Annotated in this window: 8 protein-coding genes and 6 pseudogenes; 1 reads left to right on the forward strand and 13 read right to left on the reverse strand. The window is 48.0% G+C overall.

What is annotated here, in order from left to right; genetic code table 11:
- Positions 1-57 precede the first annotated feature (57 nt).
- From JCM11969_RS07025 to JCM11969_RS07040, 4 genes and pseudogenes are all read right to left on the reverse strand, one after another.
- The gene (locus JCM11969_RS07025) at positions 58-555 is read right to left on the reverse strand and encodes a GNAT family N-acetyltransferase (RefSeq protein ID WP_054709808.1); all 498 of its coding nucleotides are present in this window, start codon (positions 553-555) and stop codon (positions 58-60) included.
- Positions 545-1,024 carry a tRNA (adenosine(37)-N6)-threonylcarbamoyltransferase complex ATPase subunit type 1 TsaE gene (gene tsaE, locus JCM11969_RS07030; RefSeq protein ID WP_054709811.1) on the reverse strand — a complete coding sequence of 160 codons (480 nt, stop codon included), beginning with the start codon at positions 1,022-1,024 and terminating at the stop codon, positions 545-547. The genes JCM11969_RS07025 and tsaE overlap by 11 nt, the downstream gene beginning before the upstream one ends.
- Before the next feature lie 87 nt (positions 1,025-1,111).
- Positions 1,112-2,100: pseudogene (gene pta, locus JCM11969_RS07035) on the reverse strand (phosphate acetyltransferase).
- A 47-nt stretch (positions 2,101-2,147) separates the two neighbouring features.
- Positions 2,148-2,867: a uracil-DNA glycosylase gene (locus JCM11969_RS07040; protein WP_054709814.1), complete on the reverse strand. Its 720-nt coding sequence runs from the start codon at positions 2,865-2,867 to the stop codon at positions 2,148-2,150.
- A gap of 117 nt (positions 2,868-2,984) precedes the next feature.
- Here JCM11969_RS07040 and JCM11969_RS07045 point away from each other — a divergent pair, with 117 nt between their 5' ends.
- Positions 2,985-3,572 (forward strand): LURP-one-related/scramblase family protein, encoded by a 588-nt coding sequence (locus JCM11969_RS07045; RefSeq protein WP_054709817.1) that lies wholly within the window; start codon positions 2,985-2,987, stop codon positions 3,570-3,572.
- A 552-nt stretch (positions 3,573-4,124) separates the two neighbouring features.
- Here JCM11969_RS07045 and smpB read toward each other — a convergent pair.
- The 9 genes and pseudogenes from smpB to gap form a co-directional block, all read right to left on the reverse strand.
- Positions 4,125-4,598 carry an SsrA-binding protein SmpB gene (smpB, locus tag JCM11969_RS07050; RefSeq protein ID WP_054709820.1) on the reverse strand — a complete coding sequence of 158 codons (474 nt, stop codon included), beginning with the start codon at positions 4,596-4,598 and terminating at the stop codon, positions 4,125-4,127.
- 27 nt (positions 4,599-4,625) lie between these two features.
- Positions 4,626-7,045 (reverse strand): annotated as a pseudogene (gene rnr, locus JCM11969_RS07055) (ribonuclease R).
- A gap of 18 nt (positions 7,046-7,063) precedes the next feature.
- Positions 7,064-7,813 (reverse strand): alpha/beta hydrolase, encoded by a 750-nt coding sequence (locus JCM11969_RS07060; RefSeq protein WP_054709822.1) that lies wholly within the window; start codon positions 7,811-7,813, stop codon positions 7,064-7,066.
- A gap of 87 nt (positions 7,814-7,900) precedes the next feature.
- A pseudogene (gene secG, locus JCM11969_RS07065) lies at positions 7,901-8,136 on the reverse strand (preprotein translocase subunit SecG).
- Between the two features lie 93 nt (positions 8,137-8,229).
- Entirely contained in the window at positions 8,230-9,768 is a 1,539-nt protein-coding gene (locus tag JCM11969_RS07070; RefSeq protein WP_054709827.1) for a ClC family H(+)/Cl(-) exchange transporter, read from the reverse strand.
- A gap of 860 nt (positions 9,769-10,628) precedes the next feature.
- Positions 10,629-11,947 (reverse strand): annotated as a pseudogene (eno, locus tag JCM11969_RS07075) (phosphopyruvate hydratase).
- A gap of 96 nt (positions 11,948-12,043) precedes the next feature.
- Positions 12,044-12,764, reverse strand: a pseudogene (gene tpiA, locus JCM11969_RS07080) (triose-phosphate isomerase).
- A 186-nt stretch (positions 12,765-12,950) separates the two neighbouring features.
- Positions 12,951-14,150 (reverse strand): annotated as a pseudogene (locus JCM11969_RS07085) (phosphoglycerate kinase).
- 150 nt (positions 14,151-14,300) lie between these two features.
- Positions 14,301-15,311 carry a type I glyceraldehyde-3-phosphate dehydrogenase gene (gap, locus tag JCM11969_RS07090; RefSeq protein ID WP_054709829.1) on the reverse strand — a complete coding sequence of 337 codons (1,011 nt, stop codon included), beginning with the start codon at positions 15,309-15,311 and terminating at the stop codon, positions 14,301-14,303.
- Between the last annotated feature and the right edge of the window lie 5 nt (positions 15,312-15,316).

Raw genomic sequence — 15,316 nt, forward strand, 5'->3', positions numbered from 1 at the left:
CGGACTTTTAGACCAGCGTCCGTTACACAGTAGCCCCTTAACCGCCTTGCTCCACGCTCAGACCCCGATTGCCATCTCAAACGCCTCAACCCTCTCGCCCGCACTATTTTCCACGTGACTGGTCGACAACGTCGCAAAGCCGATTTTCTCATACATGGCGATGGCGCCAGTATTTTGTTTCTGAACGGTTAAAGAAATCTCTGAATAGCTGGATTCTAGAGCCCCCCAGTCCAATCCCGACAGCATCAGCTCATAGCCGATACCCTGCCGCCAGTACTTCTTCAAGACTGCGACACCGATCTCTCCAGCTGCTTGCTCGTCCGTTGGCATGACCGTCACAACGCCGACCAGCTGTTCACCAGTAGCCGCAACAATCACAACATGGTCCTTGCCCGCGTTGATCTGTTCGATTTCCTTGACCTCTTGCGACACACTCGGCAACGGCGTCGGCACGGTAAACGTGGTCGTCTCTTGACTCAACTGCTGTAGTAACGCTAAGAGTGCTTGCGCATCCGCTGGCTGGACACGTCTATAGTCCAGGTCTTCACTTGTCATTAAGCTGTGCCTCCAACTCATCAACGATTTTTTCAAACCGGTTTCCTTTAGGCATAAACGTGATTCGACGCTGTGCTTCGCCAGCATCGTCCTCGCGGTGAAACGCAATTCGCAAATAGTCGTCTGGTAACTCTGAAGCAACAAACTGTGACCACTCAACGACACTCACACCATCGCCATTGAAGTATTCATCCAAACCAAGCTCGTCACCGCCGCCTTCTTCTAAGCGGTAAACGTCCATATGGTAGAGCGGTATGCGCCCTTCCTGATACTCGCGGATGATGGTAAATGTCGGACTCTTGACGTTTCGTTTGATGCCAAGCCCAAGGGCCAGCCCCTTCGTAAATGTTGTTTTGCCGGCACCTAGATCACCGTCTAACAGGATGATATCCTTCGGTTGCAGAAACGGTGCTAATTGTTGGCCAATTGCCATCGTTTCTTCTGGACTTGTTACAATTCTATCGATCATGATGCGTCTCCCTTAGATTGAAAAGAGCCCCGGACAATCGCTTGCCTTGGACTCTTTTTGATTCTTATTCACAAACGCTTGTGAGCATTATTTAGATTCATTTGCTAATGATTGAATTACGGTAATGATCGCAATTTGGTAAACATCCTGCTCGTTTGCACCACGTGACAGGTCTGAAACTGGCTTGTTCAGGCCTTGCAAAATTGGCCCATAGGCTTCAAAGCCACCTAAACGTTGAGCAATCTTGTACGCAATGTTCCCAGCTTCCAAGTTAGGGAAGATGAACACGTTCGCATGCCCGGCAACCTTCGACCCTGGTGCCTTACGCTCGCCGACTTCTGGCACGAACGCAGCATCGAATTGTAATTCACCATCAATTGGCAGATCCGGTGCCTTTTCCTGAGCTAACTTAGTGGCGTTCGCAACCTTGGTAACGACGTCGTCCTTTGCGGAACCCTTAGTGGAGAAGCTCAACAGCGCAATCTTAGGATCAATGTCGAACAGTTTGGCTAACTTTGCGCTTTCAACGGCGATTTCAGCCAACCCTTCTTCATCAGGTTGATGTTGATGCCACAGTCAGCAAAGACGTAACGTTCTTCATCCTTTTGCATGATGAAGGCCCCGATGATCCGCTTAGTGCCTGGCTTTGTCTTGATGATCTGCAAAGCTGGCCGCACCGTATCACCGGTTGCGTGAACGGCACCAGAAACCATGCCATCTGCTTGATCCAAGTACACGAGCATGGTGCCCCAGTAGTTTGGATCCTTCAGCATTTCAGCAACTTGTTCTGGGGTGTTCTTCCCCTTCCGGCGTTCAACCAACGCATCCTGCAGCTCTTTCTTTTCTGCTTCGGGTGCATCGGCCGGGTTGGTGATCTTGATGCCTGTTAGATCAAAGCCCTTTTCTGAAGCCAGCTTGTTGATCTCGTCTGGGTCACCCAATAAAATGGGCTTCACCAAGCCATCGTGTGACAGCCGACTGGCAGCACCAATGATTCGGATGTCGTTTCCTTCTGGGAAAACGATGACCTTGTTCTTACCACTAATCTTTTGCTTTAAACTATCAAAAAGTTCCACTTTCCAGACCTCCAGATGTTTGAATTTCCGACTAGTCAATCCTCTTATTATGCGGTGTTACGCACGCTGATGGTTGTCGTCATCAACTCAGCGTGTTCTGGCAGTTGCCAATCAATTGGCGTTTCTCCCAGTGCTTCAAGTGCGGTGTTAGTCTTTGAAAACGGCTTTGAGCCAAAGAAACCACGATGAGCAGATAATGGGCTTGGATGTGCTGATTGAATCACGATGTTGGCATCCGTATCGATCAAATTGATCTTGTTTTGGGCTGCCCGTCCCCAGAGGATAAACACCACCGGCGTTGATCGTTCTGACAACTTATGAATGGCAGCGTCCGTTAACTGTTCCCAACCCTTCCCCTTGTGAGAAAAGGCCTGGCCGTTACGAACCGTCAGCACAGAGTTCAACAGTAAGACACCCTGCTTTGCCCATTTTTCCAAATAACCATGGTTCACGGGTTGAATACCGAGATCCGACTGCAGTTCCTTGTAGATATTCTGTAGACTCGGTGGAATGCGAACCCCGGGTAACACAGAGAAACTGAGCCCATGCGCCTGATTCGGTTCATGGTACGGATCCTGACCCAGGATGACCACCTTCACTTGACTGAACGGTGTCCATTCAAAGGCCTCATAAATGTGATACATATCGGGGTGAATCAGCTGCGTTTCATACTCGTGAATTAAAAAGGCATGTAAGTCTTGATAATACGATTTTTCAAACTCAGGCTCTAATTCAGCCCACCAATCATTATGAATAAACGGTTTCATTCCCAACACCTCAACATTTATTCTAGCATATTCATGTGAAAATTAACATTGCAGAAAATTGATTCGTTTCATGTTATTATGTAAGGTGATATTGAACCTTACGAATGGGGGGCTTCCATGCGAACACTGTACGTTAGAAAAGACAGTCTATCAGCTAAGGGAGCTACCGTTGTGCGCGACGAAGATCACCGGTCCATCTACCTCTTGATTGGGCGCTGGGGCCGGCGACCAGACACGCTTTCACTCTACCAGATCAGCGGTACCCTACTGGCTGAACTGCGGCAAACAAACCTCGGTTTACTGCCCCAATTTGACATTTATTACCATAACCAAAAAGTCGGCCGAATCGCAAAACGCTTTGGCTTCTTCAACGAATTCATCTACATTACGAACCTCCGCTGGATCGTAGTGGGTAATTTTTTAACTGGTCACTATAAGATTTACCACGGCACCAAAACAATCATGACGGCCGATGCAGACGATGATCAGATGCACATCACCTGCTCACAAAAATCGTACGAACCGGTCTGCCTGTGCATCGCTGCGACTCTAGATCACTGGGCTAACCGCCGAACAAAATTCAAACTCCCAGGTCAGGCTTGGCATGTCTCGTTTAATGTGCCAAATGATATGCATGGGAATAGGGCTTGGCACTATGCAGATAAGAGTGTGGAAGAAAGCGGTTTGAGGGCGGAGCATAAGTAACTGTCGGTTTGAAAACCCGGGTTTGGTTTTCGAATTGGAAGTTGCTTATGCAGTAGCCCTCAGCTTTCTGGAACACGTTTCGACAGAGTGTGGAGGAAGGGCGCTTAAAGGGTGGAGCCTAAGGGACTTTGAGCGTAAAAGCCTGGGCTTGGCTTTTACGTTCGAAGTCCCTTAGGTGCAACCCTTTGCCCTTCCGGAACACGTTTCGGCGTGGCGGCCTAGAAAGCCGTTGTCGGAACTGGACTGTATAAGAAATGCACCAAAAAACAGCTAATCTCACTTTTATGAGATTAGCTGTTTTTTAAACGCTGTGCAACATTCTGATTAATTTAAAAGTAGAGGATAGCCAAAGCCCTAACAGAAAGGTATTTTAGACTCCTAAGTGCTAATGGCGACGTGCTTGCCCCTTCTCTAGTGGAAACGCGTTCCGCAAGGCAAGGGGCTACTGTGTAACGGACTCTGGCAAAAAAGTCAGACCCGGACTTTTCTGCCAGAGTCCGTTACACTCCGCCCCTTAACCGCCTTGCTCCACGCTCTGCCTTGCTCCACGCTCTAATATCGTTTCATCACCCGATCAATCTGCCGCTGCTGATCTCTGCGCTTCAAGGTCTCACGCTTATCATACTCGTGCTTCCCTTTGGCAACACCGATCAACACCTTCGCCACACCGTTTTTGAGATAAATACGGAGTGGAATCAGGGTGATACCCTTATCAGAGACTGCATCTTGGAGTTTTTTGATCTCTTTTTTATGCAGCAACAGTTTCCGGTTTCTCAATGGGTCGTGGTTAAATCGGTTTCCTTCGGCATACTCGTCAATGTGGACGTTCATTAACCACGCCTCGCCATTGCGAATCTGAGCGAAGCCATCTTGCAATGTAATGCGTCTTGCTCGAATCGATTTGATCTCAGTACCCGTCAGCACCATGCCGGCTTCGTATGTGTCGAGGATGGCATAGTCGTGCCGGGCTTTTTTATTTTGCGCCATCACGTTTTTATCGTTCGGCGTCTTTTTCTTTTTAGCCATCAATCCTCACCTGACTTATCGTTCAGTTTAGTTGTGTTTTCGTGGCTGGTTACGATTATTGTTGCTGTGGTTGCCGCCATTACTGTGGTTTTGGTTGCCGTTATTGCCACCATTCCCATTGCGGTTACCACCGTGGTTGTTGCCGCCACGAGTGTTGCTCCCACGGTTACCATTACCGTGATTGCGATTATTGTTGTTGCTATTACGGTTATTCCCATGACCGAATGACCCGCCGTTACGACCACCGCGACTGCGTGATTCGCGCTTTGGCAGCAGATCAGAGGTTGGCGCAGCTTCCGGGTTCACAAGGTCAAAGTCGATCTGACTTTGTTCCTTGTCCACGTTGACAACCTTAACACGAACGGGTTGCCCGATCCGGTAAGTCCGCTTCGTTGTCCGACCAACCAAGGCCAGGAACTTCTCGACGTATTCGTAGTAGTCATCCTGCATCCGGCTAATGTGGATCAGCCCTTCAACCGTGTTTGGCAGTTCAATGAACATCCCAAACTTCATGACAGAACTAACCGTGGCATCAAATTCTTCGCCAATGTGGTCTGCCATGTATTCAGCTTTCTTCATAGCATCTGTATCACGTTCAGCATCGATTGCCCGACGTTCCATTTCAGAACTGTGGACACCGACCTCTTCTAGCAAGTTAGCATAGCGTGCCTTGGATTCAGCATTGATGCCGTTCTTTTCGTAGAAGTGGATCAAACGGTGCACCATGGTATCTGGATAACGTCGAATTGGGGATGTGAAATGGGTATAGTACTTCGCAGCCAACCCAAAGTGACCTAGGGATTGGTCGGTATACTTAGCCTGTTTCAAACTCCGCAGCATCATGACTGAAACGACGGCTTCTTCTGGCTTACCGGCAACACCCTTTAAAACGTTCTGCAACATCTTTGGCCGCAAGTGATCTGGATCACCCTTAACGTTGATGCCAAAGGCAGTCAAGAATTCGAAGAAACTCTTGACCCGTTCGCCATCTGGTGTTTCGTGCACCCGGTAAATAAATGGTGCTTTCGCCTTGTTGTAGTGTTCAGCAACGGTTTCGTTGGCAGCCAGCATGAAGGATTCGATCATCCGTTCAGCGACGCCACGAACCCGCAATTTAATGTCAATGGCGTGACCCTTGTCGTCAACGATGATCTCAGCTTCAGTGTCGTCAAAATCAATGGCACCGCGACGCTTCCGAGACTTGTAAAGAATCTTATGCAGTTCAGCCATTTCATCAAACATTGGGGTCAACTCGCCGTATCGGTCACGGGTAGCTTCATCGTGCGCCTCAATGATCTTATTCACGTTGGTGTAAGTCATCCGTGCTTTTGACTTCATCACGCTTGGGTGAATGCGGTGGTTGACCACGTTACCTTCCGGATCAATTTCCATTTCACAGGACATGCAAAGCCGCAGCACGCCCTCGTTTAATGAACAGATCCCGTTTGATAACCGCCGTGGCAACATTGGAATCACCCGGTCGGTTAAGTAGACACTGGTCCCACGCTTATAGGCTTCCTGATCAAGCAGGGTACCCTCTTTAACGTAGTGGGACACATCGGCAATGTGAACCCCAAGGTGGTAATTGCCATTATCCATTTTCCAAACGGTAACGGCATCATCCAAGTCCTTTGAAGATTCGCCATCAATCGTCACCAGGTTCTGGTCGGTGACATCTTCGCGACCCTTCATTTCTTCTTCAGTCACGTGATCTGGAATAGCATCGGCTTCTTCCAAAACATCTTCTGGGAATTCAGATGGAATATCGTGTGCATAAACGATCGACAAAATATCAATGCCGGGATCATCAACACTCCCAATGATTTTTTTAGCAATGCCGACCATCGCTAAGGGGTGTTCTGACGATGGAAATCCCGTGATTTCCGCCGTCACAACTTCACCTGGCGTTGGTTTTAACCCAGTCCCAACAACGTAAAAGCTGTACCGCTTCAACTTTTTGTCGGTTAACCGGACTTGACCATAGTAGCCCTTATCATCATCGGTCTGCATAAATTCACCAACGACTTGAGTGTAGTTATGGGTCGCAATCCCCGTGACTTTTCCTTCAGGACCGCGGTCAGAGCGTGGATCAGCTGGCCGAACGATTTCCATTTCAACTTCATCGCCGTTCAGTGCTGACATCGTGTTATCTGGCGCAATGTAGGCATCTGGCAGATCATCGTCGTAGGCCACGAAACCAAAGCCCTTATCGTTACTATGGAAGATCCCGGTCAAAACGCGGGCCTCGGGTCTAATTGAAATTCTGATTCACCGGTGACAGCAGCCACCTTTTCACGTTCAAGGCGTGCAAGTTCCTGCACGATCAGTTTGAATGCGGCTGAGCCGTGATAGTGCAGTGCGTCTGAAATATCTTCAACGCGAAATTTTTTGGTAGGATTTGCGCGGAGCAGATCCTCGATTTGTTGCTTTAAGTTGTTATCTTCCAAAATTTATTCCTCATTTATTTAATTATAGATTGTCGTTAAGTAGGTATCTAAATCAGCCATGAGTTCATGACGGGCACTGTTGACCGTGATCACATGGCCGGCTTGGTCATAGTAGTGAAAATCAACCTGAGCGTTGGTGAGTGCGTTTTTTAGGTCGTAAGCACAATTAGCGTCGATCAGTTCATCAGCGCCGCCCTGCGCCACAAAAACGGCCTTATGAATGGTTGGTAGCTCATCCGTGACCGTTTGCGCAAACGTATCGATTTGCGCCAGTTGCGTCGTCACATTGGCCTTTAACCAGGCAAGGTTCTCATCGACCTGGGCCTGGCTTAAATCGGTATAGTGATAGGTTGCTGCGGCCAACTTTATAAATTCAGGAATCAAGTTAGACCCGCGGGACCGGACGACTGGTGAACTAAACGATCCGCCGCCAATTAAATTAGGATCAGTTTCGAGCGCCTTCATGGCGAAAATACCGCCCAGCGACAACCCGAACACACTAATTTCCTGGCAACCTTTGTCGCGTAATTGCTGGATGGCCTGTTGGGTGTCCTGCCACCAAGCAGTTGGTGAACCGGCAGTCAAAATATCCTTTGGTTCGCCCGTTGCGTGCCCCGTAAACATTGGGGCTAACACGGTGTACCCTTCTCCTTGTAAGTGCCGGCCTAACATCCGTACATCGTTACTGCTGCTCGCATACGCGTGCAACAAAACAATGGCTTTCGGCCCGTCGTTTTCAAAGAAAAATGGTTTTGGCATTTGAATCATGGTGTTCACACCTCCAATTAACAACTACGCCAAAGGTTCAAGAATTTCACAAAAATCCTCCTGCGAATTCACAGGAGGATCCAATTGCTAGTGTGATGATAAGTAGCTAATGCCAACGCTAAAACGAAGAAAATAACACCCAGCACAACGGTCACCCGTTGCATAAAGGCTTCAAATCCACGTGCTTTTTGTTGTTGAAATAGATCCGGTGAGCCACCACTAAGAGCGGACATCGCGTCATCTTGCTTAGAAGGTTGCATCAACACAGCGATAACGATAAGGACACTATCAATCATCAGTCCTGTTAACAGTAAATTATACAAGAAATTGCCTCCTATATTACTCGTTTCTCCGACAATACCTTTATACAGTTTATCATAAAACGCCGTCAATTACCACCCGTGCGTGCAGAAGATTTAACTCCCGTTCATTTTTAACAGTTCTTGACGTACGCTTTCATTCTGATCTAACGGGCTGTGAACGATCAACAGGTCACCGACCCGGATCAGCGTGTCACCCCGCGGCACAATGTGGCGTTCACCTCGGTGAATCTCAGTCAGCAAGGCTCCCTGTGGCCAAGTGACCTCACGCACCTGCTTGCCGTCTAAGACCGAGTTCGCCATTACGGGAATCTCCATGTGCCCCACTTCATCCGTAAGATGCCGTTGGGCGGGCGTTTGCATCTTCTCCAACATGGCAGCATAGACCGGTGCCCCGTTTAACAGATCGACCGTCACGTAGGCAATAAGGGACACCACCGCCAGCGGCATCAGATGGTGCAACGACCCGACCATTTCTGTAATCAGGAGAATTGCCGTAAATGGTGCTTTACTAATCCCAGCGAAATACCCCGCCATCGCCGCTATGATAAAGATCGGCACATATGCCGGTCTTGTCAGCTGCCACAGCACCATGAGTTTACCAAAAAACGCGCCGAAAACAGCGCCTAACGTTAAGATAGGTAAAAAAATGCCACCTGGCAGACCCGTGCCATACGCAATCATTGAATACGCAAATCGCAACACAAAGAGGCCTAAAAGGATCAGTGCGCTTGGGGTATGCATGCCAAGTGAAACGATCAACCCGTTGCCGCCGCCAAGAACACTTGGTAAATACCAAGCAACCGGCATCAGCAAAAGTAACGCAATGATGCTGTAATACTGATCAGGTAACCAGGTCAGTTTGTGATACCAATCCCCGACCCGCAGCACAACACTCTGATACAACCGACCAAGCAGGCCAAGAACGAGACCAAGAATGAGCAACAGCCCATACTGGCTCAGTGGCAGTGATGCAAAGTAATTAATATGTAGCACCGGTGTTAATCCAAAAACGGCAGTGGAAACAAAGTTGGCCGTCAACGCACTGGCTAACGCCGATAACCAAATGAGTGTGGAAAAATTATGATAGACTTCTTCCAGAATAAATAACGTACTGGCTATCGGCGCGTTAAAGGCTGCTGACAGTCCTGCAGACGCCCCGCTGGCAATCATCAGCCGGCGTTGGCTACCCGTATTATGCGTCACTGCAGCAACGCCCTGCCCCACTGTCGCACCCAACTGAATCGATGGGCCTTCACGACCAAGAAACAGCCCAGACCCAATGGATAAAACGCCACCCACAAATTTTTTCCAAAGGACTGGCCACCAGTGATAGTCCAACTCGCCCATGAGCTGCCCTTCAACTTGGGGAATCCCGGATCCTTTGATCTCAGGTGTTTGTTTGATGAGTCTTCCGACAACTATCGTGAGCACTAAACTGATCAGAATCCAGACGCCAAGCAACCAAACATGCTGGTGTGCTTGACCGAAGAACCATTGCACAAACAACAGACCCTTCATAATCAAGAGTCGAAACAAGCTAATGACGACCCCAACAAACAGACCGATCACCAACCCGCGACCAACCGCCGTCAACCGCGAATAGTCCCGCTCTTTTCCCTTCTTTGCATCCATTACATAACCTCTTTTTCCGTGAAATCCTATGATTTAGTTTAGCATAATCGGTGCCTTGTGAAAAATGAGCTTTTGCAGTTCGACAGCGTGCTGACATCTCACTTCGTTACGCCGTTCGGCCCTGCAGGCATTAGTGGGTCGCTCCGGAGCTATTGAATGTCTTGACAGAAATTCAAGGATCTCCTACGCCTCCCGTGTTCGTAACCGACCCAAGTACGGTCGCTAACTAATACCGATACTACTGCCTGCAATGCCGATCGCGCCGCTACGCTACAATGCACGCGATAGTCTGCATAGATACGAAATCTGTCAAAGTTGTCATGAATCTAGTTAATTAGTCGTTACTGGCAACTGGAACATTATAAGAAGCATTACTGTCTATAAGCTTATTAGCAGTCGAGGACGGATTCTCCGCAAACTTGGGTTAACGCCAGTGCGATGCTTAACCAGTGGAAAAATATAGTTCAACGTTAGTGGAATGCAGCAATTTGGCACGGAGCTGTGGTGTCGACATCAGTTAGCGACCGTATTGTGGTCGGTTACTGATGTGTGAGACGATGAAGATCCATTCGAATGGCGCACCGCGACAGTCGAATTAGCTTCATCGCGAGCCACTTCGGTGCCGTGCCAAATTGCGGAATGTAACGGACAAGACTACTTACTACTTTGTAGGCTACCTAGTGGAAACGCGTTCAGCAAGGCACGGGGCTAACGTGTAACGGACTCTGCAAAAATGCCAAGTTCGGGCATTTCCGCCAGAGTCCGTTACACACCGCCCCTAACCCGCCTTGCTTCACGCTCTAAAAAAACCGCCCAGCACTGTGCTAGACGGTTCAATAAATCGAGATTAATGTCGATTATTATTTAGCTTGGATTGCGTCACGAGCTTGTTCGCTCAAGTTGTAGAAGGACTTGATGCCCTTGTAATCTGCAACTGAACCGAGTTGGTCTTCGATCCGCATTAATTGGTTGTACTTAGCGATACGTTCGCCACGGCTCATTGAACCAGTCTTGATTTGGCCGGCGTTCAAAGCGACAACCAAGTCAGCGATAGTCGTATCTTCAGTTTCACCAGAACGGTGTGAGATGATAGCAGTGTAACCTGCTTCCTTGGCCATTTCAACGGCTTCAACCGTTTCAGTCAAGGTCCCGATTTGGTTCAACTTGATCAAGATAGCATTGGCAACGCCCATCTTGATACCCTTTGACAAGTAGTCAGTGTTGGTAACGAACAAGTCATCACCGACGATCTGAACCTTCTTGCCAAGCGTTCAGTAGCCATCTGCCAGTCTTCCCATTCGTTTTCGTCTAATGGGTCTTCGATTGACACAACTGGGTACTTGTCGACGATGCCTTCAAGCAAGCTAACGAATTCGTCAGCAGTGTATGACTTGCCATCACCAACTAAGTCGTAGGTCTTAGTTTCAGTGTTGTAGAATTCTGATGCGGCACAGTCAAAGGCAATAGCGATGTCCTTGCCTGGCTTGTAACCAGCCTTCTTGATCGCTTCAACTAAGATTTCGAATGGTTCTTCGTTGTTCTTCAAGTCAGGAGCGAAACCACCTTCGTCACCAACAGCAGTTGAGTAACCGCGGTCGTTTAAGATCGACTTCAAGGCGTGGAAAGTTTCAGCACCCATCCGGATAGCTTCCTTAACAGAAGGTGCACCGACAGGCATAATCATGAATTCTTGGAAGTCAACCTTGTTGTTGGCATGCTTCCCACCATTGATAACGTTCATCATAGGGGTTGGCAATACGTGGCCGTTAAAGCCGCCAAGGTAGTTGTATAAAGGAACTTCCAATTCATCAGCAGCAGCACGGGCAGCAGCTAATGAAACACCCAAAATAGCGTTGGCGCCCAACTTACCCTTGTTAGGGGTACCGTCTAAGGCAATCATAGCTTTGTCGATAGCCACTTGGTCAGTGACGTCGTAGCCAACGATTTCCTTAGCGATGATGTTGTTAACGTTGTCAACAGCTTTAGTAACACCCTTGCCGCCAAAACGATCCTTGTCGCCGTCACGTAATTCAACAGCTTCGTGTTCACCAGTTGAGGCACCTGAAGGAACGATACCGCGACCAACTGCACCGGCCTCAGTGTAGACTTCGACTTCAACAGTTGGGTTACCACGTGAGTCTAAGACTTCACGTCCGTAAATATCAGAAATAATTGACATTGTATTCTCTCCTTATGAAAGTTTAACCTAGCGGGAAACAATTTTCCCCGTGTCTATTTTATAAGTTTACTCTTGAACTTGCAATTACTATTTCACTTATTTTTGGTAGTGCACCAATTGCAAATAAGTTTCAGCGTTCAAACTGGCGCCACCAGCTAACACACCGTCAATATTTGGCTTCGCCATAATTGAATCGATGTTTTCAGGATTCACACTGCCGCCGTATAACACCCGCATCTCATTGGCCACATCATCGCTGTATAAATCAGCAACGGTCTGGCGAATAAGGTAGCAGCCCTCTTCAACTTGTTCAGCCGATGCAGACTTGCCGCTGCCGATTGCCCAACTAGGTTCATAGGCAATGATCAACTGGCGTGCCTGCTCTTCTGTGATGCCCTTTAAGGCGCCTGTCACCTGACTAACGACCAGTGGATCTTTTCGCCAGCCTCCAAACGGCCCATCGTTTCGTCACAGCACAAGATCGGTGTCATCTGGTTACGATATACGGCGTGCACCTTCCGATTGATGGTATCATCCGTTTCGTTAAAGTAGGCGCGTCGTTCTGAATGGCCCACGATAACGTACGTGATCTTCATGGCAGCTAGTGCCTGGGGACTCGTTTCGCCCGTAAAGGCACCAGCATCTTCCCAGTAACAGTCCTCGCTGCAATCCGCAGTTTTTGCCCAGGATTGTTGGCTAACATTGTCGACAACAGCAGCGCTGGCGCCGCAATCGCCGTTTCAACGTCGGCTGGATCCGTCACCTGTTCTGAGACCGCCTGCATGAAGGCCTTGGCCTCATCAATCGTCTTGTTCATTTTCCAGTTACCCGCAATTAGTGGTATTCGCACAGTCGAACGCTCCTTTTTCAAATCAATTTCACATGACCTATTCTAGCGAAATGAAACCGGTTTTACTAGTAAACACCATTTTCAAATCTTGTCACGCTGATGAAACTGATAGTAAAGAAGCCAGGACACACTGGTCCCAGCTTCAAAAAAGATTTACTTGTCGCTAATGGCTGCGATACCTGGTAATGTCTTACCTTCGAGGTATTCGAGGGAAGCACCACCACCGGTTGAGATGTGGGTCAATTGATCGCCAACACCTAATTGTTGAACGGCAGCAGTTGAGTCACCACCACCAACGATGGTCGTCGCGTTGCTCAAAGTACCAAGGAACTTACCAATTTCAAGGGTTCCTTCGGCGTAGTTAGGCATTTCGAACACACCCATTGGACCGTTCCAAACGACTAACTTAGCGTCCTTCAAGACATCCTTGAATTCAGCAACAGACTTTGGTCCGATATCTAAGGCCATGTACATCAGGAATGTCACCTTCGACAGTCTTGTGGTCAGCATCGTTGTCAAACTTAGCAGCAACTACGGAATCAACAGGCAATACCAGCTTGTCGCCAGCCTTGTCCATGATTTCCTTGGCCAAGTCGATCTTGTCAGTTTCAACGAGTGAGTTCCCGATCTTCATACCCTTTGCAGCGTAGAAGGTGTAGGTCATCCCACCACCGATGATGACTTTATCGGCTTTGTCCAACAGGTTGTCAATGACACCGATCTTATCAGAAACCTTGGCACCACCTAAGATGGCAACAAATGGGTGTTCTGGGTTTGAAACGGCACCACCGATAAACTTGATTTCCTTTTCCATCAAGAAACCGGCAGCGGTTTGTGGCATGTTTGAAGCAATCCCAACGTTTGAAGCATGTGACCGGTGAGCAGTCCCGAAGCATCGTTAACAAAGACGTCACCAAGTGATGCCCAGTACTTGCCTAATTCAGGATCGTTACCTGATTCGCGCTTCACGTTTTCGCCATCTTTAACATCTTCGTAACGGGTGTTTTCCATGACAAGAACGTCACCGTTGTTCATCTTATCGATGGCGGTTTCAAGTTGTTCGCCTTCAGTTACAGGAACGAAGGTCACCGGCTTGTTCAACAAGTTAGAAAGACGTTCAGCAACTGGACGCATTGACAAGGCAGACTTGTCTTCTTCCTTCTTGATCCGGCCTAAGTGAGAAAGCAGGATGGCCTTGCCACCATGTTCGATCACGTATTTGATTGTTGGTAATGCAGCCACGATCCGGTTGTCGTTACCAATAACGCCGTCCTTGATCGGGACGTTAAAGTCGACACGCATGAGGACTTTTTTACCATCTAAGTCTAAATCAGAAACAGTTAATTTAGCCAATTCTAAATCCCTCCTGGTTACGAGTAGTGTTACGTCTCAAAACGATAACACTTAGTTTTTAGCCTTCATTACAAAAAATGGATAAAAGGCGGAAGAAGTATCCTCCCTCCGCCTTTTATTTGGTTCAATTATTAACGTTTAAGGTTAATCTTAAAGTGAAGCGAAGTGCAACAATGTCCGTACCATGTTGCAAGTGAAGCCCCATTCGTTGTCGTACCAAGCAACAGTCTTAACTAATTGTGTGTCGCCATTAGTAGTAACTTCAGTTTGGGTAGGATCGAATACTGAACCATGAGGGTCATCAATGATATCAGTTGAAACGATTTCGTCATCGTTGTAACCGAATGCTTCGTTGTTTTCAGTGTGCTTCTTGATAGCAGCATTGATTTCGTCAGCTGAGACCTTCTTGTCAAGAACTGAAACTAATTCAGTTAATGAACCATCAACAACAGCAACCCGTTGTGCATGGCCTTGTAACTTACCGTTCAATTCTGGGATAACTAAGCCGATAGCCTTAGCGGCACCAGTTGAGTGAGGAATAGTGTTGATGCTTGCAGTACGGTTGTTACGCATCTTCTTGCCGCGAGGGCCATCAAGAATTTGTTGAGTAGCAGTGAAGGCGTGGATGGTAGTCATAGTACCGGCCTTGATGCCAAATTCTTCATTCAAGAAGTAAGCCATAGGCGCTAAACAGTTAGTGGTACATGAACCGGCAGAAACGATCTTGTCGCTAGCTTGTAAGGTATCCAAGTTAACACCAGGAACAACAGTCCGGACATCACCAGCTGGAGCTGAAACAAGGACACGCTTTACGCCAGCGTCCAAATGAGCTTGTGACTTTTCTTCTGAAGTGTAAAAACCAGTACATTCAAGAACGAAGTCAACGCCGTCGTTCTTAACCCAAGGAATGTTTTGTGCCTTTGGTTCTGCATATACAGGGATTTCCTTACCGTCAACGACGATACCCTTTTCAGTAGCTGAAACTTCACCAGGGAAACGACCATGGGTTGAATCATACTTCAAAAGGTAAGCTAACATTGAAGGGGTAGTTAAATCGTTGATAGCAGCGACTTCAATGTCGTCAGAATGTAGTTCATGGATCCGCTTGAACGCTAAACGACCAATGCGTCCGAAACCATTAATACCAATTTTTACAGTCATACTGT

Source organism: Secundilactobacillus paracollinoides DSM 15502 = JCM 11969 (assembly GCF_001311135.1).
GTDB classification, from domain to species: Bacteria; Bacillota; Bacilli; order Lactobacillales; family Lactobacillaceae; genus Secundilactobacillus; species Secundilactobacillus paracollinoides.